Below are 26,042 nucleotides of genomic sequence, written 5' to 3' on the forward strand. Positions count from 1 at the left end.
GGTAGGGGGTTAGTGATCGTTACACAAACTGACGGCTTCTTCCAGGCTGGTGAGGCCCTCGGCGACCTTCGCCGCGGCACTTTGCGATAGCAACTTCATGCCGTCTTCCACTGCGGCACGTTTCATGGCGCCGACCGATTCGCCGGCTTGGATCATGTCCTTGAGGTTTTGGTTGATCCGAATCACTTCAAACACGGCCAGCCGACCCTTGTAGCCGATGTTGCGACAGCGATCGCAACCGCCGGCGCGGAAGACCGGGATCTCGCGGGGGATTCCGTATCGCTGGCTCGATTCGGGGTCCAATTGGTACGGCACCTTGCACTCATCGCAAAGGCGTCGGACCAACCGCTGGGCGACCAGCAAACGCAGCGTGCTGGCCAGCAGAAAGGGTTCGATGCCCATGTCCTGCAGACGCGTGATGCTGCTGAGTGCGTCGTTGGTGTGAAGGGTGGAAAACACGAAGTGCCCGGTCAGCGCGGCACGCATGCAGATCTCCGCCGTTTCGTCGTCACGGACTTCGCCGACCATGATCACGTCGGGGTCTTGCCGCAGGAACGCTCGCAGCGCGCTGGCGAACGTCAGTCCGACTTTGGCGCGCGTCTGGACCTGGTTGATGCCGCCGAACTTGAATTCGACGGGGTCTTCGACGGTGCACAGGTTCGTTTTTTCGTCGTTCAGCGCGTTCAGGCAGGAATAGAGCGTGGTGCTTTTCCCGCTCCCGGTCGGCCCGGTGACCAGCATCAACCCGTGCGGGCTTTGGATCGATTCGGTCAGATCTTTGAATTGCCGCGAGTCCATGCCCAGCATCGATAAATCGTGTGGCAGCGCATTCTTGTCCAGCACCCGCATCACAATCTTTTCGCCGAACACGGTCGGACAGGTGTTGACCCGCATGTCGACCCGGTGCTCGCCGGTCCGCAAAGCGATCGCCCCGTCCTGCGGGAGTCGTCGTTCAGCGATGTCCATTTTGCTGAGGACTTTCAAGCGGCTGATCACCGAATTGAGCAACGGCATCGCGGGCGGTTGGATCTCCGACAACACCCCGTCGACACGCAAACGGACGCGACATTCGTCCTCGTACGGTTCGATGTGAATGTCGCTGGCGCCGGTCGACAGGGCCTGTTCGAAGATGCTGTTGACGTAGCGGATGATGCGGCCGTCGCGTCCCGGCGGTGGTGCCTGGTCCAGGTGGATGACCTCGGTCGCTTCGGCGGCTTCTTCCTGGTCCAGGTCATCGGCGTCGTCGACTTCCTGGAAACTGGTCGCGCTCGAAACGGGGATCGCGGTGTTCCAACCGCCTTCCTCGTAGAGCATCGTCAGCAGCCGTTCGATCACCGAAAGCGGCGCGAACATCGGACGCATCTGACGACCGGTCAGCAACTTAATCTCATCGGCCAGCAACAAGGAATCCGGAGAGAACACCGCGATTTCCAACACGCCGCCGTCGTCGCTGAGCGGTGCGATCAAGTGATCACGGCAAAGTCGATTGGGCAGCACCGACGCGACCGACGGGTCGATCGGCGGTGGCGATTCGGCCGGCGGATCGAACAACGGAACCAAGTAGTGATCCGCATAGGATTTGGCGATTTGGGTTTCCGTGGCAACGCCGCAGCGAATGATCGACTCCTCAATCGTCACGTCCGCTTTGCCGACCGATTGCCAAAGCTCCTCCAGCTTTTCCGGATCGAGGTTTTCGATCGAATCCAGCAGCCGAATGATCAGTGGATGGTTTTGTGATGCCAGAGCAGAGGTTGCGTTGCTCATTGTGCGGTGCGATGTGCGAGTAAGTTTGGTTGATCCGCCTACGACCGAGACTTTGTTGCTGCGGTCTCAGGGGGTCGCTTGGAATAACGGCGTGCTCGGGTTTCCGTCATTGCCCGGGCGCGGCGAAGTTGCCGACGCCGAATCTTCGTCTTCCAGATCCTCGTCTGGATCTTGTTCGTCTGGATCGGGAGTTTGCGAGTCCGTTTGTGGTGATGACGGCGTCACCGCTGGTGGAGACGCATTGGTCGTCTTGCCCGAGCGAGGTTTTCGTTCTTGTTGTTTCAATTCGACGGTCAGTGGACCGGCCACGACGGTGACATGATCGGCGGCAATGTCGCGGACGGTCGCCGACAGATCCGTGAATCCGATGACCGGCAGCTGGTCGCCGATTTTGCAGACCCGGCCGTTGATGATGGCCCAGCGGTGGTGATCGGTCTGGGCGATTCCACCGAGCCGCAATCCGACGTGCAGATCTGCGGGCGTCGGCCCGGTCGGTTCGTCGGGGACCGATTCCGGAGTCTTCGCGGTGGTTGCCGGATCGCCGGAAGTTGGCTCGACCAGCACGGCCGCAAACGGATCCTTGCCGATCACCGTCGGCAGGGACGGGGATTGGAGATCGGAAATTTTCCAACGCACCGATTTCGCGCGGACGACGTCTTCACCCAGGTCCAACGGAGCCGGGGGAGGCCAACCGAGGTACAACGCGATCGCAATCACCACGGTGGGCGGTCCGTACTTTTGAAGGGCGACGTTCATTCCTTCTCCTTCAGTATGCGTACGGACAGCTGCATCGTGGGCTTCGCGTCACCACGCTCGGCCGGATTGATCACCAGCGACTCGACGCGAATCAATTCGGGCTGTGATTCCAGCCGGAACAGTGCCTGGTTGAGTTCGGAAAATTCGCCCGCCAAATCCAGGGTGACGCGGACGTTGTAGATCGGTCCCAGCCGTTGCGGGGCTTCGGCATTGATTTGCAGCAAGTCGGCGCCGCCGTCACGGAACAGATCGATGAAAAAACTGGTCACCGCATCGTTGCCTTCGCCCTGGATGATTCGGGGCCGGACATGTTCCAACGCGTCCTCCAGCACCATGACCTCCTCGGCCGTCTTGACTTTCTCGCGCAGCTGTTGCAAATCCCGACGTGTTTTTTTGGTTTTCCCGTGCAGCGGCTCGCTGATCGCGAAGAACATGATGACGACCATGACCAGAGCGACGGCGATCCGCATCCGCAACGGATCACGCAACTGTTCGGCGGCTTGCCGCAGTTCCTGACGCCAGTCTTTCTTCGCTTCGGGATGTGTCATCGTCTAGCCCTGGGCTTTGCTGCTGGTGGTCAGGATGATCGAGAACTCGGCTCCGGCGATTCCGGTTTCCTGGGACAGGGTTCGTCGCAGGTCGCTCAGTTCGACGCGTTGAAAGTGTTCGGTGACACTTTCCAGCCGGCCGACGGTCTCGGTCAGTCGGCTGACCGAAGCGGGGAGCTGTCCGTCAGCATCGAGAACACATTCGGCCTGCAGGATCAGCGTGGTCGGGGCGGTTTTGACGGCGCGTTTTCGTTTTTGGGTCATCGTCGCCGAGCCGCGGATCCCGGTCAGCCGTGTGCCTTCGGGCAAGACCGAGGTGATCTGGCCGAGCATCGGACTCCAGCGCACACGTTTGTCCATGAACGTACTGACGGCCGACGCCCGGGCGTTCAATCGGTCGCGCTCCGGACGGGGATTGGATCCATCAGAGATCATGGCCGGGGCGCTGGCCACGAGCGCGACGTGATTCGCTTCGGCCTGTTTCAGACGGTCGTGCAGCACCATCGCAAGGACGCAGGCGGCGAGCAAGTAAAGTGCGATTTCTTTGTAGGGCACGACGCGGTGCAACTTGAGCGGCTCGCGATACTCGCGGACGAAATCGAATTCGTCTTCGTCGTCGGCCAGAAAACCATCGGCGCAGGCTCGCGCGATGTGTTCCGGTTTCATCGACGGTGCGTCAAGCCAACGAAAATCGCTCGGCAGATTGTTGCTCAACCATTGTCGATCGATCAGCGATTGGAGTTCGCGTCGGCCGTAGATGCTGACGGAGTCGGGTGGTGTTTCCAAGCCACACGCGGCATAAGCGGCTTCGACCGAACGGACGATGGAAACGATGCCCGTCCCCTCGTCGCCTTGTGGCAAAGGGATGCTTTGCCAATGGATCGCGCGGATTCCTTTGGTCATCACCGCCAACAGACTGGTTTCGCCCAAAAAGACGCGTGTGACCAATCGGTCGCGTCGCTCCTTGCGTTCGTTTTCCACGGCCGCACTGATCAGCGCGTTGGCGGCCGGTTCAAGTCGCTGGAGCGAATGTTTGCTGTCGGCGATCGTTTCGCGAATCGATGCGATCCGATCCAGCGGGGCGGCCACGATGCTGACCAGTTGGCGACGATGGGCCTGCCAATTGAGCACATCGATCGCAAGCTGGTCGAGTTTGGCGGTGGTGCTACGTAGCGATTCGCGCAGCAAGGTGCGCGGGCTGGCGTTGCCGCCTCCGGAGTTGATCGGGCGCGTGGCAAAGTAACATTCGCTGGTCGGAATCGCAGCGGCAATGGGGACGGGGGCGTCGGAGACGTCCAACGCGTCGAGCAGTTGCGAGAGCGAATGATCCAAAGCATCGCTTTGCACTTCGACAGAGGCGTACTCGTACCGCACCGAACCGAACATGGTGGTCGACGCGCGGCAACCGTGAAGGTGTTGTTTTCCGAACAACACCCCGACGACTTGGCTGCGAGATCGATCGCTACCTGTGGTCATGATGGAAACGTCCCCTCCGGCGATGCGTCAGGGGTTCCCACGGTGACGTGGAGAACCCGCTGCCGCATCAGGATGCGATAGGCCAGGCAACCTGGCACGAAAAAAGGGCGGCCCGTCGATGGTTACGGACTGCCCCTGCTGAATGGATCGGTGGTGGCATCGAAGGTCACGATGACGGATCATGCCACGCTTTCCCCCAGAAAGCGGTCAGGCCGTCAGGCTCTAGGTGCTCTGCGGATTGATTTCCGGATCGATCGTGCTGTTGAGCGCGTCGTAACCGTCTTCGGTGAAGGTCACGGTGTAAGCGCCGTAACCCGAGCTGGAACCGGATCGCGTCAGCGTCAGCGTCCAGGAATCTTCCAGGCTACCCGTCCCGCCAGCGGCTGCGACGCCCACGCTGAAGTACTTCGGCGGGGCTTGTTCCATGTCCAATTGAGTCAGATCCGACGCGTAAGTCCCTTGTCGGGCTTGATAACGCTCTTGCGCCGCACGCACGCTGGCGAGAAATTTGAATGATTCGGATGCTTTGCTTCGTTCAACACTTTGCAACAGTCGCGGGACGCCGAACGCGGCCAGGACGCCGATGATGATGACGACGACCGACAGCTCGACGAGCGAAAAACCCTTTCGGGCACGACTGGGGCGAAAGGCAATTGCGTGAGCCACGGTGGGCCTCCAACGTAAATCGGGTTGTTGTTTTTAGCGTGTGATCGATCCTGGAGAGACTCCGACCGAATCGGTGAGTTTGTCGCCGTATGGATCGCGACTAAAGAAACTGATAGGACACGCGCAGGGACACGCCGCCGGAGTCAAAAGAAATTCCTGCGCGGCGGTCGGGGGAGGAGCGAACCGGTGAGGCATGTAGCGGTCGTTCCGGTCAGGTCACGCCCCAGGTCAGCCGCTGCCGTCCCCGAAGGAGCAGGTGATGGGGTGATGGCACACGTCGGGACCGTCGCCGGGTATCATGAATCGTCTCCGAAATCCGGGTTTCGACTCCGTGTCTTTGTCGCAAGAGATGTCCATGTTTGGCAACAAAAAGATCTGGTTTGTCGCTGTGTTGCTGGCTGCCGCCGGTGTCGGTTTCAACGCCGTTTCGCAGCCACCGGGGCGCCGACCGCCCCGCGGCGGGGGCGAGGCATCGCTGAGTGAGCCGTTTCGTGGAATCAGCTCCGGCGGCGTGATCCGCGAAGGGTTGTTCAAGATCGAGTCGACCGGTGTCAGTACGGAGCCCGTCGTCGAAGCCGCGGAAAAGTTCCTGGCCTCGTTAAGCGAAGAACAGCGATCGCGGACGACGTACCCGGTCGATGACCTGGAGTGGCGAAAGTGGGACAACCGTCATTTCTACAAGCGCCAGGGCGTCGGGTTTGACGAAATGTCGCCCGCCCAACGCGAACTCGCCTTCGATCTGATTGGCGCCAGTTTGAGTGCGAAAGGCCTGAAGTTGTCCAAAGACATCATGAAGCTGAACGGCACCCTGGCGGAGTTGGCCAACAACTTCGACGAATACGGGGAATGGCTGTACTGGATCACGGTGATGGGCGAACCTTCGACGAGTGAGCCGTGGGGATGGCAGATCGATGGCCATCACCTGATCATCAATTACTTTGTCCTCGGCGATCAAGTCGTGATGTCGCCGGTTTTTGTCGGCAGCGAACCGGTGCACGCGACGAGCGGAAAGTTTAAAGGCACGATCGTGCTACAGGACGAACAATACGCAGGGCTGGAATTCATGCGATCTCTGGACCCCGAGCAACAAAAGCAGTCCATCGTGTCGAGCGTCAAGAGCGGCAATAACGCGGTCGCCCAAGCGTACAAGGACAACATCGATCTGGACTATGCCGGGATCCCCGCGTCAAAGTTGAACGAATCGCAACGCGAGCTGCTGCTCAAGGTGATCGGCCTGTACGTCGGGAACATGGACGAAGGGCATGCGAAGGTGAAGATGGACGAGGTCCGGCGGCACCTGGACGAGACGTATTTTTCCTGGGTCGGCGAAACGAATGACGACAGTGTTTATTACTATCGCGTCCACAGTCCGGTCTTGTTGATCGAATTCGATCACGAGCGACGCGTCGCTCCGTTTCGATCGTCTGAGCCGACGCGCGACCACATCCATGCGGTGATTCGAACACCCAACGGAAACGATTACGGAAAAGACCTGCTGCGACAGCATATCGAGCAGCATCATGATGACCACGATCACGATCATCCGTGATATGGTGGCTGGTGTCGCCTAACGGCTAGACACCAACGTACGCTGGATTGCAGGCTTTTGCTGCACGCTTCTCGGAGTACGATGGCCCTTCCGGGCCGTCGTCCAACCATTGCGACGCGAAACGCTTCAGCTGAAATGCCTTTCCATGAAGGCAAACATCCGCCGAGGGCTGATGATGCCTTGGATGCGTTCGTCCATGTCCAACACGGGGACGTGGCGGTGACCGGCAACGGCGATGGCCGCCGCGGCCGCCGCCGAGGGATCGGACTGGTAAACGATGGTCGGATCTCTGGTCATGAATTCTTCGACCGGACGGGAGCAGATCCGCGGGTAGCGTTCGACCACTTTTTCCAGCACGTCGCGTTCGGTGAAGATCCCGACCAGCCGGTCGCTGTCGACCACCAACAAGCTTGCCGCACCGGAATCATGCAGCATCTCCACGGCCTCTTGAACCGTCGCATACGGGCTGATCTGGAGATACGGTTTGGCATCGATTTCTGCGACGGCGTCCTCGGCCAGTGCCCGCTCCAGTTCGCTGTCGTAGTCGGCCGGCTCGAAGTTGGAAAGCGGGTCGATCGATTCGGCCGGGTCCAATCTAAAAAACGAACTCATTGTTCAAGCTCCTTCGCGTTGAAGCATCCACGGGGCACTTCCGAGACGCTGGACGGTGATCTGTTTCGCATAACAATCGCAAACGTAATCGGCCAACCCACGCTGGCCGGTCAATCCGATCAGGTACCCGTCGTCGTCGGTCACGCACATGAATCGTCGGCCCGAGTCGACCACGGCTTTCCATGCCACCATGATCGGATCGCTGGCTCGTACGACACTGAAATCCGGCTCGGCAAAGCTTGAGATCGGTGTCGTGTCCAAGGAGGCTCCCGCGACCAACAAACGGATCACGGACTGCTCGGTAAACACGCCGGTGGGACGACAGTTCTGGTCGACGATCACCGCACAGCCCAAGTGGTGCGTCCGCATCAACGCGATCGCCGCCCGAGCCACCGTGTGCTCGTCGATCGCGATCGCGTCACGCAGCGGGAGTGTGCGGATCTGCTCGCTCGATAATTGCTCTTCGAAGGTCATGGTCTGGTTCTCCTGAAAGGACGGACCCTGGTAGAGGTGCACTCGAGGGGCCAAATCCCCGTCATTCACCGGGTGGGAAGCGGTTTATTAAAGATCCAGGTCGCGGGACGGCGGTGCGCAGCTGTTTCTCTTTAAGGGGGCGTTGCTTTCCGCAAAAGCAGCCTTGAAGCGGATTTCCGATGGCTTGCGATGACTTCCGGGGCGCGAGCTGAGGGCTTTCTAGGCAGATCGTGCATCGACATCGGGCAGGTGATGCGCGAGCGAGCAGAGGTGGATCGACGATGGGCACGCGAGTGTCGCCGTGTTCTCCGAACTCGGCGCGTGCGCGAAAAAGCGAAGCTTTGCCCCGCGCCGACCTCGGAGAGGACGGCGACTGTCTGGCCCGATCGAAAACGAGGCCGCGGTAGAGCACTAGCCGGACGTGTGATCGTCGTCGAGAAAGCGGTGGCACCAGGCGGCGAGGATGCGGGCGACGAAGGTCAGGTCTTGGGGATGTTTGGCAAGCAGATGGTCGGCCCCGGGCAACGCCATCAAGCTGACCGGCGTGAGCCCCTGGTCGTCGGTCGATCGATCGGTCTGGATCAATGTCATCAACCGAATCGCGTGATCGATCCCCACGGTTTCATCGACGGGCGAATGGAGCAGCAGGACGGGGCGATCGATTTGCGGCAGCAAGCTGGTGACATTGTGGCGGCGAAAATCCTCGAGCATCTGCCGGCGGATTGTCCACGTGATGCCGCCGATGGTGACGTCCCCTTGCCCTTCGGATTCGATGGCCGGGTTCATCCGGGAAAGCAGTGTCGCCAGGTGTTGGGTGTCGCTGGGGGCGGCCAGTGTCGCGACGAATTTCAATTCCCGCAGCAGGTCCACGTTTTCTCGGGCTGCACCTTCATCGTCGGCAGCTTTTGCGGCGGTGACCAAGGAGGCGATGCCACCGAAGCTGTGCCCGACCAGTGCGGTGACCGGCCCCAATTCGTCGTTGGCGAAACGGATCGCGGCCGCCAGGTCACGCAGATTGGTGGTGAAGTTGGTTTGGGAGAAATCGCCGTCGCTGCCGCCCAGCCCCGTCATGTCGTAGCGCAGCACTGCGATCCCGTAACGGGCCAGGGCACGGCTGATTTTGACGGTCGCCTTGAAGTCTTTGTTGCAGGTAAAGCAATGCGAATAAACGACGACCGGCCGCGGTCGGGTGCCGCCGGCGTCTTTCCAGGGGTGCCACATCTTGGGGCGGTCGATGATGCCGGCAAGATGATCAGCGCGATCGGCTCCGCTGGGGAACCTGACGCGGTAGGAGGTCGATTCGTGTTCGTTCACGGGGCCCGTCAGATGGCAGATCCGTTGGGCGCCGAAATGCGACCGGCGCGAAACGCTTCGGCCATCGCTTTGGGCACTTCGGCTTCGGCCAGCACCAGATGCGCCTTGTTGCTGGCGACCATCGCTCGCATCTGTTGCTCTTGGGCGACCGCTTCGGCGCGACGGCTTTCCGCTTCGGCTTGGGCGACCCGCGTGTCGGCTTCGGCTTGATCGCTTTGCAGCCGGGCGCCGATGTTTTCACCGACGTCGATGTCGGCGATGTCGATCGAAACGATTTCGAACGCGGTCTGGGCATCCAGGCCACGATCCAGGACGACTCGGGTGATCATGTCCGGATTTTCGAGCACTTTGAAGTGTGTTTCTGCCGAACCGATCGAGCTGATGATGGCTTCGCCGACGCGGGCGATCACGGTGTCTTCGGTGGCACCGCCGATCAATTGTTCCAGGTTGGTTCGCACGGTCACGCGAGCCCGGACGCGCAGCTCGATACCGTTTTTCGTGATCGCGCTCAACGTGGTCTTGCCGCTGCGGCTGGGATCGGGGCAGTCGATGACTTTGGGATAGACGCTGGTCTGAACCGCGTCCAAGACATCGCGGCCTGCCAGATCGATCGCCGCGGCCTGGTCGAAATCGAGAGGGATCTCCGCCCGCGCGGCGGCGATGATGGCGTGGATGATGTTCATCACGTTGCCGCCGGCCAGATAGTGGGCTTCCAGCCGCCGCGTGCTGATCCCGGCTTTGCGGCCGATATCCAATCCGGCTTGCGCCGACATCACCTTGGCTTGGACAATCACGTTCGGATTGACCTTGGTGAAGTGCATCCGAATCAGACTCGGCAAGCTGACATCCGCGACGGACATGTAGGCCTGGACCCACAGTTTTCCGTAACGCAGCAGAAAGAACCCCATCACGGCGACAAAAATCAGAAACACCAACGTTCCGATGGCGATCAACGCGGCGTAAAACGCTCCGTTGGCGGCCAGCGGCAGTTGCATCGCTGCGGTCGGCACGACAGTGGAATCAGCAGCGAATAGATCTGCGGCGAACACAGACGACGGGGCGAGCAACATGACGACGCAATTCCTTTGAAGCGTGATGAGTTCTCGGGGTGAGCTGCTGTCAATGACAAACAGGCCAACCGGGGTGTCTGAATGCCATCGTGGATGACAGTCCATCACCGCGTATCTTAAGGCGTCGCGGAGTCCGCTCGCAAGGTAACGCGGCGATACAATCGCTACTTGCCGGCAAACTAAAATGACCAACTCGAGCGATGCGATCATGGCAAAATTGGGTCGTGCCGCATCGCAATCGCGTCAGATCTTGCGAAAAAAGTATGAAAGTCATGAAGAAATGGACTTCTCGACACGTTTTCAACTGTCCCCACGCCGGCAATATGCGTAGTGTTACAGTGGAGCGGCTTATTGATTGTTCAGACGCATGGTTCGAGAAAGGGCGTCGTGATCGTTGGTCACGACAACTCGAACCAAGCGAGCGAGGCCCGATCAAGGAGTGATGGTCGAAGTTGGCTGTGTGGATCGAGTGAGGTTAGGCGATCGAGCAACTCCGAGGTGAAGCCGGGCATCTTGAAGGCGAAGCCGGGCAGATTTAGGCGAAATAGAGGATCAAGTCATGCACATAAACTGGAAGCCGGGGGATTGGGCTGTTTATCGAAAAAGCAAGAGTGGCGCCAATCCCGGACGCCGCGCCGCTCAAGTCGTCGCATCGCCGAAAGGGGAGACCTACGGCTATGTCGTTGACAAATTCTGGGTGGTCGACGAGGTCCTGCCCGACGGTCATTTGAGGCTTGTCACGGCGAAGGGCAAGGTGCATACGATCGACGCCGACGACCCCAACTTGCGTCGCCCCAGTCTGCTGCAACGTTTTCTCTGGCGCGAGCGGTTTGCGATGGTCGAAGCCGGTCGCGGGGACTACCGCGACCGAACACCCGGCAACGCGATCGGAGCTTAGTAGCGGACACCGCTACTCTTTCACGGCAAGCGTCTCGAATTGCTGCTCCGACGTAGCGACCGTCGCCTGACGGTGGTTGTCCTGTGTTTTCCACGCTCTGGCCAGCGTAGCTCCATCACGGGGACGCGGCTCGGCTAGGAGACAGCCGTTTCCGCCGTCGCCGCGAATATCACTTCTCCCAGCCCGCCGACGTGACGGTCGGCTCGCGTGCGAAAGACCGGCAACCGCAGCAGCATCTGGGTGATCTCTTGAAACATCGGCTCGTGGTAAAGGCCGAAGAACGCGGGGTCAAACCGGATCGGGCTCGAATACCGCCGCTTCGCGCCGTCTTCATCTTGATCGGCTTGCCGCACGACATTGGCAGCGTCAGCCAAGATCACGCTGCCCCGCTTCATGCCCACTGCCAATCCGTTGCCGGTCGCTCCGCCGACACAGATGGTTCCCGCGACCATCGACCCTCCCAGCATCGATCCGGCCGATCCGCGAACCATCAGTGTCCCGCGTCTCATCCGATGCCCCGCGTAATTGCCGACGCCGCCATGGATTTCGATCACGCCGCCGGACATGCCGGATCGGCGAGCGCCGCAAGGGGCGGCAACGTAGTCGCCGGCATCACCTCGGACACAGACCCGGCCGCCTGTCATGCCGCATGCGGCGTAATGGCCGGCCGATCCGATGATTTCGAAGTCGCCGCGATCGTGCATCGCCGCCAAGCCGTGCACGTGATCCAGTTCGCCTTCGACGACGATCCGATCGGTTGGAGAATCATCCATCGTCAGTTCAAACAGATCGCCCAATCGAACGGATCGTCCGTCGGCGCCGACGGGCAGTTCGTTGATCTGTGCGGCCGATTTGCCGGTCATCCAACTGAGTCGAATGTTGGACGCGTCGATCGAGACCGGTGCGGAGTCGTTGCCGTCGGTCCCCCGGCGTTGCAAGTGCCAGCGCGTCATGACAGGATCTCGTGCAAGTGGAAATGGTGTCGTCCAAGTTTGCCGCCGTAGTTTCCGGCAGTGACCGCAACCAAACCGTGTTCCCCGCAACTGCTGCATGCCGCGCGGATGCCGGTGCGCATCGCTTCGGCAATCGCGTCGTAACTTAAACCGTCCAAGACGACTTCCAGCACCGCGTTTTCGCCGTCGCCCAATTGCGAGTCGGTGATGCCCCGCAGCGTCGGGCAATACGCATCGTTGGTCGACGCGATCAAAGACTTGTATTTCGAACCGACCTTGGAACCGCTTCGTGTCACACCGCCCGGGAACGGCGTGATCACATCGGGGATCGGGTCGATGGCACCGATTGCGGCTCGGGCGGCGCGGCTGGCGGCATGCAGATCGCGGGCGACCAACAGGAAGTTGCCGCCACCGATCCCCGAGACGCGTGGGGCATCGTGTTGGCAGATGAACTCTCCGTCCATGACGGGGATGCGCCAGAATCGGGTGCCGTCGATCACCTTGCTGATCTGGTTGCCGTCACCGAAGAAACGAAGCGTCTTGCCCAATGCGATTCGCTTGTCGCGGGGCACTTCGTCGGTCAGCCCGGCAAACAGCGCGGTCGTCGGGCAGGTGAGGACACATTGTCCGGCCCGTCGCGTGATTTGTTTTTCCAGGTCGCCGCCCGACATGGCGAAGGCCAGCAGGGCGATTCCGGGGCGGCCGTCGGGCGTCTCGCTGGGTAACAGTCGGCGTTCGATATCGATTTCCAGTTTGCAGTCGATCACGCTGGTCCCAAATCCGCTCATCGCCGACGCAGCATGCTCGGCCCAGATCTCGTCCATCGCCGTGATGATGACACGGGTGGCTTTCATGTCAAAGGCTTCCGCAAAGGTGGCTTCGATGCGCACCCCGTTGATCTCCAGCGGCCGATTCGCCTCGGCCTCGTTGTCGGTATCCGGATGTTTTGATTCGTCGTTCACTGGACACGCTCCCGCATCGTTTGCTTGAGCGGATGCGAATGGAGGACCGACTGCATTTCATCGTCACTGATCCGCAACCGACTCAGATCAAACGTGGACGACGCGTTGTACAGACTTCGGAACCGCTGGACCGATTGCGGGTCGAAATGAACGTCCGCGGTGACGGTGTTGTGGGGCGGCCGGTTGGTCACGGGCGATGGCGATCCCCACGGCGCGTAGGTTCCGCCGTCGATGACGTGGCGGCCATGGGCAAAGACATGGCGCGGCGTTCGAAACATCGTCTCCAGGTTGTCATGTGTGTCGTACACGCTGACATCGGCGATTGCGCCGGCCGTCAGCCGGCCGTGCCGAGACAGCCCCATGATGGCGGCCGGGGCGCTGCGTGTCATGGTGGCGATGTCCTGCAGCGTGTATTGCCGCGAAAGGCCACCCAGGGAACTCGCTGCGGCGGCATCGGCGTGAATTTCCGCCAGCGCCGTTTCGCGAAAGGAGTGATCGCCGAGCAACCGCAGCAAGTGCGGGTACGCGGTAAACGGAGCTCCGTTGGGATGGTCGGTGGTCAAGAACACACGCGACGGGTCATCGATCATCAGAAACAATTCCAATCCGATCGCCCATTGCAGCGAGTGCACGAATTGGCGGCGGCGGTATCGAAACGGGACGACGCCGCAACCGGCTTCGCATTCGATGTCGACGATCGCGGTTTTGCGAGGCGACGCGTGACGGCGGTTGTCGTACTGGTGGGGCTCGTCGGCGCTGATGGTGACCGTCTGGCCGAACATGACTTGTCCCACATCGATCGTCACGTTGGGGTGCTTGGCCATGGCGGCGGCCAGCTGGTCCGCGGCCGACGACATTCCGTATTGGCTTTCATCGCCGTAGCAATGAAACTGGGCATGCGTCAGATGGATCGGGAATCCGTCGGCGGCTTCGATCGTTGCGATCGTCGAGCGGATGTTGCCCGGCACGCCCAGGTTGCTGGTGTGGATGTGCAGCGGGTGGACGAGACCGATTTCGTGGACGGCCCTGGCTAGCCGGCGAATGATCTGAGCCGGCGTGACGCCGTAATGCGGATGGGGCGTGTCGACGTCCAGTTCGCGGCGGCCGAACTTGAAGGCGGAGATCCCGCCCGGGTTGACCGCTTTGACCGCGATGCTTTGTGTGGCGCGGACCATCCAGGCGACGTAATCGTTGATCTCCGCCTGGGGTGCCGAGGCGGCGATCAGCGATAGCAGCAATTCGTCATTTCCGAGCAAGCAGAATCCGCCGGTGGTCAAATCGGGCATGTCTGCCATTTCCGCATGCGCCGCGCGGGCATTGCAGGGAATCACCGCCGGCTCGAGCGCGACGGTGTATCCCATTTCCAGGTAACGCTGGGCGGCGACGGCGGCCGAGGGCAAGTAGTCGCACTGGGCCGCGGTACGAGCGGTGGCGCGGGCATCGTCGTCGATGCGATCCTGCATCAACAATCGCGCGATGGACAGTTTTCCGCCGCCGATGTGCGTGTGGATGTCGATGCCACCGGCCATCACGACACACCCCTGGGCGTCGATCACGCGGTCGGCATCCTCTGCGGCCAGCGACTGGCTGGAAATGATCGCATCGTCCTGGAGCCAGAGGTCGGCGATCTGGTCGAGGTTCCCGGCGGGGTCGATCAGACGTCCTCCTTGAATCAGAGTTCTCATGAATCCTCTTGCTCGGTGTCGGGTTGGGCGTCGTCCGACTTTGAATTGTCTGCTTTTTCCGCGTCGTCTCCCAGCCCCGTTGGTGGCGTCTCCTTTGGCTGCGGGTCTTTTGTTTGCTCCGCTTCCGCCTGCTTTTCGTCGCCGTCCTGCTTGTCGCCGCGCCGACGTCTCGATTTTCGCTCTCCAGCGGGTTGGTATTCACCGTAGACGCGGTCGGTGGTGATCGTGATGCGGTCGGCTTTGACCTGATTCTCATTCGGGGGCTGGTAGAAACCGGCGACGGTGACCGCATCACCTTCCTGCGCCAGGACCAGATTGTTGTAGCGGACTTCCAGGGTGGTGTTGGCATCGACCGGCACCTGGACCGGCATTTTGCCGGCTTGGACTGCCAGCACGCCGTTGGGGGCCAGCCCGATCAATCGCCCCACGATCGACAGTTTGCCGACCATCGGTTGGTTTCGGTTGCCGCGGTGGGCGTCGGAATAAATCCCGGGCGTGAATTGCTCTTTGGTGCGGCCGTGCAGCGAGCGTGGGTCGACCGGCTGGAACAGCGTGATTTTCCCAACCGGAGCCAGGGGCACGCCGCCGGGGCCGAAATTTGCCGAGAAACGCATCAGCATGCCGCGTTGCAAGAACGCGGGGGTCGCTTTGGCAACGAATTGGAACGACGAAATCGTATCGGGCATGGCGACCAACGCTTCGCTGCCGTCCTCCTTTTCGATCACGACCAGATTGCGGCGCATGCCTTTCAGGGTGCCTTTGAAGTTGGTGACCTCGTTGGCCGGCAGCGTGCCGGCGGGCACGTTGGACTGGCCTTGGCCGAAATCGGCCGTGCCCAAGCCGGGGTTTTGGGCGGCCAGGGGATCGCCGAAACCGCAATGGATCGACAGAAACAGAAGGGTCAGCGGCAGGGAGATGCGGTTCATGGGTGGGGCACCGGCGAAAGATTCGAGCGGGGGGAATCAGCGGGGGAGATTGCACCAGTTTACCCAGAGTTGTGCGGTCGTGCGGCTCCGGCCGATCCGATGCATGAGTCGTCTATCGCAGCTCGATTTGCGATCCTGCCGACGCACACGCGAAAGTCGCCGTGTTCTCCGAACTCGGCGCGTGCGCGAAAACGCGAAGCTTTGCCCCACGCCGAACTCGGAGAGGACGGCGACTGTCCAGCCCACTCGAAAACGAATTGAAACAAAGCACGAGCGGCGTTTTTGGCGAACTCGGGAGAGCAGCTTCCTTGCTGACGCTTGGGGACACCGGGACGATTCAATCGACACGCCGAGGACGGTTTTCGTCCGTTAGCCGGTCTGCTACTCTGCCAGCTGATTCCGGCCGATGATTCAGTCGGATCTTGTTCAATCGGTGCATGGCAAAACTCTCGATGGTCGACGAAAAAGCTCCCAAACGCGTGACCACTCGCTCGCTGCAACGGCGTCGCGATTCCGGCGGCTCGATTTCGATGTTGACGGCGTACGATTTCCCCACGGCGCAATTGCTCGATCAAGCCGGGATCGATGTGTTGTTGGTCGGCGATTCGCTGGCGATGGTCGTCCAGGGACATGAGACCACCCTGCCGGTAACCATGGACCAGATGATTTACCACGCAGAAATGGTCGGTCGAGCGGCCTCCCGAGCGATGGTGGTCGTCGACCTGCCCTTCCCCGACGGCCAGCTGTCGATCGAGCGGAGTATCTGTTGTGGCGCCCGCGTGCTGAAAGAAACACGTTGCCACGCGGTCAAGCTGGAAGGCGGCGCCGAACAGGCCTCGCGCATCGAAGCGATGGTCACCGCGGGGATCCCGGTGATGGCCCACGTGGGTTTGCGGCCGCAAAATGTCTTCGTCCAAGGCGGATACCAGGTCCAGCGCGACGAAGCGGCGCTGGTCAAAGATGCGGTTGCCGCCGAGCGTGCGGGGGCCTTCGCCGTGCTGATCGAATGTGTTCCCGAATCGGTTGCCGAAGCGATCCACGCTGCGGTTCGCGTTCCGACGATCGGAATCGGCGCCGGACGAGCGACGACGGGCCAGGTCCTGGTCACCCACGACTTGATCGGATTGACGTCGGGTTACACCCCCAAGTTTGTTAGAACGTACGCTTCGATCGGTGAGACGATTCGTTCCGCCGCGTCGGCGTTTCACCAAGCGGTCGGTGACGGTAGCTTTCCTGGCCCCGACGAAACGTTTGATTGATTCCGGCGGTCCCGACCACCGTCGCTGGAACCCGCGATCCCCCTTCACACCCCCGTTTCCCTGATTGCAATGAACGCAACTTCGACACCCTCCGCCCCCAAGTCGCTCCCGGAACGCTCCCAGGTGCCACCGAGTGATTGTTGGGATCTGGCCAGTCTGTTCGCCAGTGATTCCGATTGGGAAGCCGCGTTCGCGGAGTTGGAATCCCAACTCGGGACCTATGAAACCTATCGCGGCCGTTTGGGAGAATCGGCCGCGACGCTGCTGGAAGTGCTGCAGTTCGATTCGGGTTTTTCGCGGCGTGCCGAACGTGTGGCGATTTATTCGTTCCTGAAGACGACCGAAGACCAGGGCAACAGTGATTACCAGGGCATGAAGTCGCGGTTCCAGAATCTGGCCGTCCGTGCCAATCAGGCGGCGAGCTACATGAGCCCGGAATTGCTGGCGATCGATCCCGAAAAAATGGACGCCTTGGTCGCCGATCCGTTGCTGCAGCCGTACAAACTGCAACTGGAGCGGTTGCTTCGCCAGCGGCCGCATACGTTAAGCGACAAAGAGGAACGCTTGCTGGCGATGCAGGGCGAGATGGCGTCGGCGGCCGGAAACGCGTTTCGCCAGCTGAACGACGTGGACCTGCGGTTCGGATCGGTGGAAGACGCCGACGGCAACGAGCAAGAGCTTTCGCATGCTTCGTTCATTCAATTCCTGAACAGCCCGGCGCGAAAGGTCCGCCGCAACGCATTCCATCAGTACTACAAGGAATTCGCCGAACACGAAAACACACTCGCCGCGACGCTCGCGGGCAGCATCCATCGCGATGTTTACTACGCCCGAGCGAGAAACCATGACAGTGCGTTGGCCGGTGCGTTGTTCCCCGATAACGTGCCGGTGGACGTTTACGACAATCTGATTGCCGCGGTCCGCGATTCGTTGCCCAGCGTTCATCAATACCTGGACGTGCGGCGACGCAAGATGGATCTGCCGGACATCCACGCTTACGACACCTATGTTCCGATCCTCAGCGACATGAAGAAGGAACACACGTGGGACCAGGCGGTCGACGTGGTGATCGAATCACTGGCCCCGTTGGGCAGCGAATACACCGAGACGCTCGCCGCCGGCCTTCGAAATCGTTGGGCGGACCGATACCCCAACCGTGGAAAGCAAAGCGGGGCCTTCAGTTGCGGGTCGTTCGACGGCGACCCGTACATTCTGATGAACTTCAAAACCGACGTCTTGAACGACGTGTTCACGCTGACCCACGAAGCCGGGCACTCGATGCACAGTTGGTACTCGTCGAAGAATCAGCCGTTCCAGTATTACGACTACACGATCTTTGTGGCCGAAGTGGCAAGCACGTTCAACGAGCAATTGCTGACCGAGCATTTGCTGAAACATGCCGCCGACGACAACGAGCGTGCGTACTTGATCAACAACGAACTGGACAGCATCCGGGCCACGGTCGTGCGTCAGACCATGTTTGCGGAATTCGAAAAGAAGACCCACGAGATGGCCGAGGCGGGTGAGCCGCTGACCGTTGCGTCCTTCCGAGCGACCTACCGCGAACTGTTGGACGCCTATTTCGGCCCCGATTTTGTCGTCGACGAAGAACTGGAACTGGAATGTTTCCGGATCCCGCATTTCTATCGTGCGTTTTACGTTTACAAGTATGCGACCGGATTGAGTGCGGCCGTTGCCTTGTCGCGGCGTGTACTCGAAGGCGGCAAGTCGGAACTGGATGACTACCTGAGGTTCCTATCGGGGGGCTGCAGCAAAGATACACTGGACTTGCTGCGTGATGCGGGGGTCGACATGGCCAGCCCCGAACCGGTCAAAACGACGCTGGCACGATTCAAGACGCTGACCGAAGAGCTGGACCAGATCCTTTGAGCCGATCGCAGCCGAAGCCGGTTCGTCTGACCAAGAAGACGCTTGCCGAAGGCGCTCTTCGGCTGGCCGAGGCGGATCCGGTGCTGCGAAAGATCCACCGCCGGTTCGGCCCGCCGCCGTTGCTGCGGCGGCCCGCGACCTATGCGACGTTCGTCCATATCATCCTGGAACAACAGGTCTCGGTCGAATCGGCCAAAGCAACCTTTGACCGGCTGACGGATGCCTGCCGAAACGATCCCAGCCCCCGCGCGGTCAGTGACCTGGGCGACGATCGGCTGCGCGAGTTGGGTTTCAGTCGCCAGAAGGCACGTTACGCACTGGCGCTGGCCGACGCTTGTCTGGTCGGTGAATTTGAGATCGCGGCGTTGTCTCGATTGGACGACGACACGGTGCGATCACAAATCGTCGCCCAGTTGGGATTGGGGAACTGGTCGGCCGATGTGTTTTTGATGATGGCGCTGCAGCGACCGGACATCTTGCCCCTGGGTGACCTGGCATTGGTCAAAGGCATCAAAGAAATCGACCAGACCGATTACGCGTCGAGTCAACAGATCGTCGATCGTGCCGAATCGTGGCGTCCGCTACGAAGTATCGCCACGCGAATGGTCTGGCAGTGGTATGTTCACCAACGCGGGCGCGATATCTTTTAGCGTTCTCTGCTGATTCAACTCTTCTTGGCGATGGAATTCGATGACGAAATTGACATTTTGCGGGGCTGCCGGAACCGTCACGGGATCGTGTTCGTTGTTGGATACCGGCAAGCATCGATTTTTGATCGATTGCGGCCTGTTCCAGGGCAGCAAAACGACCCAGGAGTTGAACTACCAGGACTTTCCATTCGATCCCGAATCGATCGACTTCTTGATCCTGACCCACGCCCACATCGACCATTCCGGGCTGCTTCCCAAACTGGTCAAGAAAGGCTTTGTCGGCCAGATCTACGCGACCGAAGCGACCTGTGACCTGCTTCAATTCATGCTTCCCGATTCGGCGTACATCCAAGAGTCGGGGGTCAAACGACACAACCGGAACCTGCGTCGTCGAGGCCGGCCGGCGGTTCAGCCGATCTACACGATGCACGATGCCGATGCGACGCTACAGTTGTTGAAGTCGCATGAATATGAAGCCTGGTTTTCTCCCCGAGAAGGAATCCGCGCCCGGTTCTGGAACGCCGGGCACCTGCTCGGTTCGGCGTCGGTCGAAATCAAGATCACCAAACCCGAGGAAAGTGAGGAACTGTCGCTGCTGTTTTCCGGCGACATCGGACCGGAAGAAAAAGCGTTCCATCCCGAACCGGATGCGCCGGTGGGCTATGACTACATCGTCTGCGAGTCGACCTACGGAAACCGCGACCGCGACGATTACACGCTGGAAAAGCGGCGTGAGGCTCTCCGCGACGTTCTGACCACCGCACTCAAACGCGGCGGCAACGTGGTGATCCCTTCGTTCGCCGTCGAACGCAGCCAGGAACTGTTGCACGACATCGGGTACTTGCTGACGCAAGGCCAGATCCCGCAGTCAGATGTCTATTTGGATTCGCCGCTGGCCAAGAAGGCGACCGAAGTGTTCATCAAACACGCCGGGGCGCTTCAGGACGTGGAGGTGGACGAAGCCAGGTTGTTCCGCCATCCGCGTTTTCACTTGGTCCATTCGCTCGAAGAGAGCAAGGCGATCAACAACATCAAAGGCGGCGCGATCATCATTTCCGCCAGCGGGATGTGCAACGCCGGACGCATCAAGCACCATTTGATCAACAACATCTATCGCCCCGAATGCACCGTGTTGTTCGTCGGTTATCAGTCGCCGGGGACGCTGGGCCACATCATCAGCAGCGGTGCCAAAGAGGTCCGGATCCACGGCAAGTCCTACAAGGTGCGGGCCGACATTCGCGAGCTAGGGAATTATTCCGCTCACGCCGACCAGGGGGAGTTGTTGGATTGGATCCAGGAGCGTTGCCCGATCACCGGCGGATTGTTCCTCAACCACGGCGAAGACGATGCCCGGCAGATGCTACGTGAAATGCTGGGCAGCCGAGGATTGGATGGCGACCGAATCTATCTGCCACAGTTCGACGAGACGTTCGAATTGATCGCCGGCACCAAACCGCTCTCCCAAGGCACGCCCAAGCCGCGTCTGGATGTCACCCACACGGCCCACGATTGGCACAACGACTACGCCGAGTTCATGCTCTCGCTGACGACCACGATCGAAAAATCGAGCGATGACGAGCGGTATCGATTGCTGAAACGTCTGAAAGAAACGATCGGTGGCGTTTAAGCGGTGTGCTGCTGTGCTTCGTAGCCACGCTCGCCAGAGCGTGGATCCCATCGGAAGACCACCTTCTGGCGAAGGTAGCTACGGTGAATCGGTGATGGCGAGTTTTGCCCCCCGACTTTCGATTCCACCGGATATTCTGTAAAAAACAGGTCATATCGAATCCGAATGTCCCCCACCGAGACCAGCCTTGAACGTCAGCGACTTTCTTGAACGACACTACCGTCATTTCAATGCCCGCGAGACCCTGGCCGCGGCACGCTCGTACAAAGACCTGATCGAAAAACGCGACGGCCGCATGATGGTCACGCTGGCCGGTGCGATGAGCACCGGCGAATTGGGGCTTTCATTGGCCGACATGATCCGCCAGGGCAAGGTGCATGCCGTCACGTGCACGGCCGCCAATTTGGAGGAGGACATCTTCAATCTGGTCGCCCACGACGAGTACCGCGTGATCGAAAACTGGCGGGGGCTTTCGGAGAGCGACGAAGAAGCGTTGCTGGAACAGGGGTTCAACCGCGTCACCGACACCTGTATCCCCGAAACCGTGATGCGGCACATCGAAGGCCGGCTGACAAAGCTGTGGAAACACGCCGCCGAGACGAACCAACCCCGCACGCCGGCGGAGTTCATGTTCGAGTTGTTGGACGATCCGGAATTGCCACAACACTTTCAGGTCCCGCGCGAGAACAGCTGGCTGGCGGCGGCGAAAGACGCCGGAATCCCGGTGTTCGTCCCGGGGGTCGAGGATAGCACGCTGGGGAATATCTTCACCGCCCGCGTGATCGACGGTACCGTCGCCGGACATCACGCGATGAAGCCCGGGACGGCCCAATTGGAAAAACTGGCCTCCTGGTACCGCGAAACCTCTTCGCAGCACCCGATCGGGTTCTTTCAAATCGGCGGCGGGATCGCGGGCGACTTTTCGATTTGCGTCGTCCCGATGATGCGTCAGGATTTGAAAGAGGATGTCCCGCTGTGGAGCTATTTCTGCCAGATCAGTGACGCCGAAACCAGCTACGGCGGATACAGCGGCGCGGTGCCGAACGAAAAAATCACCTGGGAAAAGCTCAGCCGCGAGACACCCAAGTTCATGATCCACAGCGACGCCTCGATCGTCGCGCCGCTGGTCTTTGCCTACGTGCTGGGACTGTAGGGCTTTGCGGTCATCGTGACGTTGACGTAGCTACGCTCGCCAGAGCGTGGTGATCGCAGCGGAGCCACCTTCTGGCGAAGGTAGCTACGTCTGGCGTCGTCGTCGTCCGATTCTGGCGAAACCTCGCCGACGTTTTGGGAGATCGGTCGCCCGCCCGATGCGCCATTGCTGGTCGACTAATCGGTCGAAATCGCGAAGTTTTGCGGCCGCGGTTTTCCCACCGGCCGATTCAGGGTGATGTCCTGTCGGATCGGACTGAATTCGTTAAATTGCAGGTCCGGCGATGGCGGCGCGCGAGCGTGTTTGACAGTATCGAAACCTGATTTCCATTTGGATTGCTATTGATGACGATTCGGCCCTTTAAAAAACTGTTGGTTGCCAACCGCAGCGAAATTGCGACGCGAGTCTTCCGCAGTGCTACGGAACTCGGGATTCGAACCGTCGCGATCTATTCCTACGAAGATCGCTACGCCCTGCACCGCTTCAAAGCCGACGAGGCCTATCAGATCGGTGAGCCGGGGGAACCGATTCGATCGTATTTGAATATCGATGCGATCGTCGCGTTGTGCAAGAAACACGACATCGATGCGGTGCACCCCGGATACGGGTTCTTGTCCGAACGACCGGGGTTTGCCGACGCATTGACCAAGGCGGGAATCGTCTTCGTCGGTCCCAGCGTCCGTTCGCTGAACCAGCTGGGTGACAAGATGTCGGCCCGCGAGTTGGCCGAAAAGGCGGGTGTGCCGGTGTTGGGTGGACAGAACAAACCGCTGCGTGACGCGGACGAAGCGGTGGCGCTCGCCGAATCGATGGGATTCCCGGTGATCTTGAAAGCGGCCCACGGCGGCGGCGGCCGCGGAATGCGTGTCATCGCGTCGGCCGAGGAGCTGCCGACCGCGCTGGAAGCGGCGATGCGCGAATCGAAAACCGCATTCGGCAGCGACGAAGTGTTCCTGGAGCGTTTCGTCCAACGCGCCCGCCACATCGAAGTGCAAATCATCGGTGACGGTGAAAACCTGGTGCACCTGTACGAGCGCGATTGCAGTGTCCAACGGCGCCACCAAAAAGTGGTCGAACTGGCACCGGCGCCCAACCTTGCGCCCGATGTCCGCGACGGGCTTTGCGAGGCGGCACTGAAAATCGGCAAGGCCGTCGGTGCGGACGGTTCTTGCTATGAGAACGCGGGAACCGTCGAATTCCTGCTGGACGTTGATTCGAATCAATTCTTCTTCATCGAAGTCAACCCGCGAATCCAAGTCGAACACACCGTGACCGAAGAGGTCACCGGAATCGACGTCGTTCGCAGCCAGATCTTGATCGCCCAAGGACACAAGCTGACCGACGAGATCGTGGGGATCGGCACCCAGGACAAGATTCGCACCAACGGGTTTGCGATGCAGTGCCGGGTCACCACGGAGGATCCGGCCAACCAGTTCCTGCCCGACTACGGCCGAATCACCCACTATCGTTCGGCGGCCGGGTTGGGCATCCGCTTGGACGCCGGCACAGCCTTCAGCGGCGCGGTGGTCAATCCGTTTTACGATTCGATGCTGGTGAAAGTCACCGCACGAGCCCCCTCGCTGGCCGCGGCGGGATCTCGCATGGATCGCTGTTTGCAGGAGTTTCGGATTCGCGGGGTCAAAACGAACATTCCCTTCCTGCTGAAGCTGATCAATCACCCGACCTTTTTGGCCGGTGAAGCGACGACGCGGCTGATCGACACGACACCGGAATTGTTCGAATTGCCCAAGCGACGAGACCGGGCGACCAAGCTGTTGACGTACCTGGCCGAAACGATCGTCAACGGAAATGAGCTGGTCGTCGGACGCCCCGTCGCCACACGTCGAACGCCCGCTCCGGTGCCCGAGACCGACCCGCTGGCGAAACCGCCCAAGGGGACCAAGGACATCTTCCGCGAATCGGGCGTCGAGGGGCTGGTCAAATGGATCGGCCAGCAAAAGGGGCTGTTGTTGACCGACACCACGATGCGGGACGCCCACCAGTCGCTGTTGGCGACCCGTGTCCGAACCTATGACATGGTGCACATCGCACCGGCCTACTCCCATCTGGCCTCGCAGCTGTTCTCGTTGGAAATGTGGGGGGGAGCGACGTTTGACACCAGCATGCGATTTTTGAAGGAATCGCCCTGGCAGCGACTGGCCGATCTGCGTGAAACGATCCCCAACATTCTGACGCAAATGTTGCTGCGGGCCAGCAACGCCGTCGGATACACGAACTATCCCGACAACGTCGTGCGGTTGTTCGTTCGCGAAGCCGTCCAAGCCGGGATGGATGTGTTTCGAGTCTTCGACGCGCTGAACTGGGAACAGAACATGCGCGTGGCGATGGAAGCGGTGATCGAGGAAGGCGGGATTTGCGAAGCATCGATCTGTTACACCGGCGACCTGCAGAATCCCCGCCGCACCAAATACGACTTGGCGTACTACGTCAATCTCGCCAAGCAGCTGGAAAAGATGGGCGCGCACCTGCTGGCCATCAAAGACATGGCGGGGCTGCTGAAGCCCAAGGCGGCGGTCAAGCTGATTCGGGCGTTGCGCGAGGAGATCGGGATTCCGATCCACTTGCACACCCACGACACCGCCGGCATTCAAGCGTCGACGATTCTGGCGGCCGCCGACGAAGGGTTGCAGATCGCCGACGCCGCCCTGGCACCGCTGTCCGGCGGCACCAGCCAGGTGAATTTGAACTCTCTGGTCGAAGCCCTCCGGGACACCCCGCGCGAAAGTTCGCTGTCGACCGAAGCGCTGACCAATTTGGCGACGTACTGGCAAGCGGCGCGTGAGTTTTACCTGCCGTTTGAAAGTTACGTGTTGCCGGCGACCGGCGATTTGTACGAACACGAAATGCCCGGCGGCCAGTACACGAACCTGTTCCAACAGGCCCGCGCGTTGGGGCTGTCGGATCAATGGAGCGAAGTCTGCAAGGCCTACGCCCAAGTGAACGCATTGTTCGGCGACATCGTCAAAGTGACGCCGACCAGCAAGGCGGTCGGTGACATGGCATTGTTCCTGGTCGCCAACGAAATGTCGGCCGAAGACGTGATGACCAGCGATCGTTCGCTCGCCTACCCCGCCAGCGTGCTCGATTTGATCGGCGGACGGATGGGGCAACCGCCGGGCGGATTCCCCGAAGCGGTGATGAAAAAGATCCTCGGCGACGAACCCGCACTGACCTCTCGGCCCGGCGAATCGATGCCCGATGCGAATATCGAAGCCGCCAAGAAAGAAGTCACCGACTTGACCGGCGAACCGGCCAACGATCGATCGGCGGTGACCCACTTGCTGTATCCCAAGGTCTTTGACGATTTCGCCGTCCACCAAAAGACCTACGGCGATGTCGCCAAATTGCCCACGCCAAACTTTTTCTATGGGCAAGAACCCGGTGAAGAGATCGCCGTCGATATCGAAAAGGGAAAACGCCTGATCATCCGGTTCTTGACCGTCGGCCAACCGCACCCCGATGGAACGCGCACCGTGTTCTTCGAACTCAACGGCCAACCGCGTGAAATCACCGTGCACGACAAGTCGCTCGAGCCCGAGACCAAGGCTGCGGTGAAAGCGGACCCCCGGGACGAGAATCAAGTCGCCGCCAGCATGCCGGGGATGGTGATCACCGTGGCCGTGGAAGAAGGCGGCAAGATCAAGGAAGGCCAGAAGCTGATGGTGCTCGAAGCGATGAAGATGGAAACGACCGTCAACGCGCCCCGATCGGGCATCGTGAAAACCATCCACGCACCTCCGGGGACCCAAGTCGAAGCGGGCGACTTGTTGGCCGTGATCGAGTGATTCC

Annotated in this window: 22 protein-coding genes; 9 read left to right on the forward strand and 13 right to left on the reverse strand. The window is 60.4% G+C overall.

Annotated elements, in window-relative coordinates; all coding sequences use genetic code 11:
- Window positions 1–9 precede the first annotated feature (9 nt).
- The 5 genes from Mal15_RS28295 to Mal15_RS28315 form a co-directional block, all read right to left on the reverse strand.
- Window positions 10–1,764: a GspE/PulE family protein gene (locus Mal15_RS28295; protein WP_147870829.1), complete on the reverse strand. Its 1,755-nt coding sequence runs from the start codon at window positions 1,762–1,764 to the stop codon at window positions 10–12.
- A gap of 66 nt (window positions 1,765–1,830) precedes the next feature.
- Window positions 1,831–2,520: a hypothetical protein gene (locus Mal15_RS28300; RefSeq protein WP_147870830.1), complete on the reverse strand. Its 690-nt coding sequence runs from the start codon at window positions 2,518–2,520 to the stop codon at window positions 1,831–1,833.
- Entirely contained in the window at window positions 2,517–3,068 is a 552-nt protein-coding gene (locus Mal15_RS28305) for a GspMb/PilO family protein (RefSeq protein ID WP_147870831.1), read from the reverse strand. Before Mal15_RS28305 ends, Mal15_RS28300 begins: the two co-directional genes overlap by 4 nt.
- Window positions 3,069–3,071: 3 nt before the next feature.
- Window positions 3,072–4,544: a hypothetical protein gene (locus Mal15_RS28310; protein ID WP_147870832.1), complete on the reverse strand. Its 1,473-nt coding sequence runs from the start codon at window positions 4,542–4,544 to the stop codon at window positions 3,072–3,074.
- 222 nt (window positions 4,545–4,766) lie between these two features.
- Window positions 4,767–5,210: a type IV pilin protein gene (locus Mal15_RS28315; protein ID WP_199773754.1), complete on the reverse strand. Its 444-nt coding sequence runs from the start codon at window positions 5,208–5,210 to the stop codon at window positions 4,767–4,769.
- A gap of 355 nt (window positions 5,211–5,565) precedes the next feature.
- Here Mal15_RS28315 and Mal15_RS28320 point away from each other — a divergent pair, with 355 nt between their 5' ends.
- Window positions 5,566–6,759 (forward strand): DUF3500 domain-containing protein, encoded by a 1,194-nt coding sequence (locus Mal15_RS28320; RefSeq protein ID WP_199773755.1) that lies wholly within the window; start codon window positions 5,566–5,568, stop codon window positions 6,757–6,759.
- 126 nt (window positions 6,760–6,885) lie between these two features.
- On the opposite strand, the gene Mal15_RS28325 is transcribed toward Mal15_RS28320, so the two are convergent.
- From Mal15_RS28325 to floA, 4 genes are all read right to left on the reverse strand, one after another.
- Window positions 6,886–7,371, reverse strand: coding sequence for a CBS domain-containing protein (locus Mal15_RS28325; RefSeq protein WP_147870833.1), 486 nt, complete (start codon window positions 7,369–7,371; stop codon window positions 6,886–6,888).
- 3 nt (window positions 7,372–7,374) lie between these two features.
- Window positions 7,375–7,845, reverse strand: a complete 471-nt coding sequence (locus Mal15_RS28330; RefSeq protein WP_147870834.1) for a CBS domain-containing protein — start codon at window positions 7,843–7,845, stop codon at window positions 7,375–7,377.
- 411 nt (window positions 7,846–8,256) lie between these two features.
- On the reverse strand, window positions 8,257–9,159 hold the full coding sequence (locus Mal15_RS28335; protein WP_233903080.1) for an alpha/beta hydrolase family protein: 903 nt from the start codon (window positions 9,157–9,159) through the stop codon (window positions 8,257–8,259).
- Between the two features lie 8 nt (window positions 9,160–9,167).
- Window positions 9,168–10,154 (reverse strand): flotillin-like protein FloA, encoded by a 987-nt coding sequence (gene floA, locus Mal15_RS28340; protein ID WP_147872625.1) that lies wholly within the window; start codon window positions 10,152–10,154, stop codon window positions 9,168–9,170.
- A 259-nt stretch (window positions 10,155–10,413) separates the two neighbouring features.
- Between floA and Mal15_RS34785 the strand changes: the two genes are divergently transcribed.
- Together Mal15_RS34785 and Mal15_RS28345 are read left to right on the forward strand one after the other, a co-directional pair.
- Window positions 10,414–10,560 carry a hypothetical protein gene (locus Mal15_RS34785; protein WP_233903081.1) on the forward strand — a complete coding sequence of 49 codons (147 nt, stop codon included), beginning with the start codon at window positions 10,414–10,416 and terminating at the stop codon, window positions 10,558–10,560.
- Between the two features lie 228 nt (window positions 10,561–10,788).
- Window positions 10,789–11,127 (forward strand): hypothetical protein, encoded by a 339-nt coding sequence (locus Mal15_RS28345; protein ID WP_199773756.1) that lies wholly within the window; start codon window positions 10,789–10,791, stop codon window positions 11,125–11,127.
- A gap of 134 nt (window positions 11,128–11,261) precedes the next feature.
- Here Mal15_RS28345 and Mal15_RS28350 read toward each other — a convergent pair whose 3' ends face one another.
- The 4 genes from Mal15_RS28350 to Mal15_RS28365 are packed head-to-tail and all read right to left on the reverse strand — an operon-like array spanning window position 11,262 to window position 15,653.
- The gene (locus tag Mal15_RS28350) at window positions 11,262–12,080 is read right to left on the reverse strand and encodes a hypothetical protein (protein ID WP_167547103.1); all 819 of its coding nucleotides are present in this window, start codon (window positions 12,078–12,080) and stop codon (window positions 11,262–11,264) included.
- Window positions 12,077–13,042: a formylmethanofuran--tetrahydromethanopterin N-formyltransferase gene (gene fhcD, locus Mal15_RS28355; RefSeq protein WP_390623419.1), complete on the reverse strand. Its 966-nt coding sequence runs from the start codon at window positions 13,040–13,042 to the stop codon at window positions 12,077–12,079. Before fhcD ends, Mal15_RS28350 begins: the two co-directional genes overlap by 4 nt.
- A complete protein-coding gene (locus tag Mal15_RS28360) occupies window positions 13,039–14,727 on the reverse strand; it encodes a formylmethanofuran dehydrogenase subunit A (RefSeq protein ID WP_147870836.1) in 1,689 nt (562 codons plus the stop codon). Before Mal15_RS28360 ends, fhcD begins: the two co-directional genes overlap by 4 nt.
- Window positions 14,724–15,653, reverse strand: coding sequence for a hypothetical protein (locus tag Mal15_RS28365; protein ID WP_147870837.1), 930 nt, complete (start codon window positions 15,651–15,653; stop codon window positions 14,724–14,726). Before Mal15_RS28365 ends, Mal15_RS28360 begins: the two co-directional genes overlap by 4 nt.
- Before the next feature lie 437 nt (window positions 15,654–16,090).
- On the opposite strand from Mal15_RS28365, the gene panB reads away from it, so the two are divergent.
- The 6 genes from panB (at window position 16,091) to Mal15_RS28395 (ending at window position 26,038) form a co-directional block, all read left to right on the forward strand.
- Window positions 16,091–16,912: a 3-methyl-2-oxobutanoate hydroxymethyltransferase gene (gene panB, locus Mal15_RS28370; protein ID WP_261344531.1), complete on the forward strand. Its 822-nt coding sequence runs from the start codon at window positions 16,091–16,093 to the stop codon at window positions 16,910–16,912.
- 69 nt (window positions 16,913–16,981) lie between these two features.
- Window positions 16,982–18,802, forward strand: coding sequence for an oligoendopeptidase F (pepF, locus tag Mal15_RS28375; protein ID WP_147870838.1), 1,821 nt, complete (start codon window positions 16,982–16,984; stop codon window positions 18,800–18,802).
- Entirely contained in the window at window positions 18,799–19,452 is a 654-nt protein-coding gene (locus Mal15_RS28380) for a DNA-3-methyladenine glycosylase family protein (protein ID WP_167547104.1), read from the forward strand. The genes pepF and Mal15_RS28380 overlap by 4 nt, the downstream gene beginning before the upstream one ends.
- Window positions 19,453–19,492: 40 nt before the next feature.
- Window positions 19,493–21,079: an MBL fold metallo-hydrolase gene (locus Mal15_RS28385; RefSeq protein ID WP_147870840.1), complete on the forward strand. Its 1,587-nt coding sequence runs from the start codon at window positions 19,493–19,495 to the stop codon at window positions 21,077–21,079.
- Window positions 21,080–21,266: 187 nt separating this feature from the next.
- A complete protein-coding gene (locus Mal15_RS28390; RefSeq protein ID WP_147870841.1) occupies window positions 21,267–22,232 on the forward strand; it encodes a deoxyhypusine synthase family protein in 966 nt (321 codons plus the stop codon).
- Window positions 22,233–22,576: 344 nt separating this feature from the next.
- Window positions 22,577–26,038, forward strand: coding sequence for a pyruvate carboxylase (locus Mal15_RS28395; RefSeq protein WP_147870842.1), 3,462 nt, complete (start codon window positions 22,577–22,579; stop codon window positions 26,036–26,038).
- Window positions 26,039–26,042: the final 4 nt, after the last annotated feature.

The organism is Stieleria maiorica (genome assembly GCF_008035925.1).
In the GTDB taxonomy this organism is placed as follows: Bacteria; Planctomycetota; Planctomycetia; order Pirellulales; family Pirellulaceae; genus Stieleria; species Stieleria maiorica.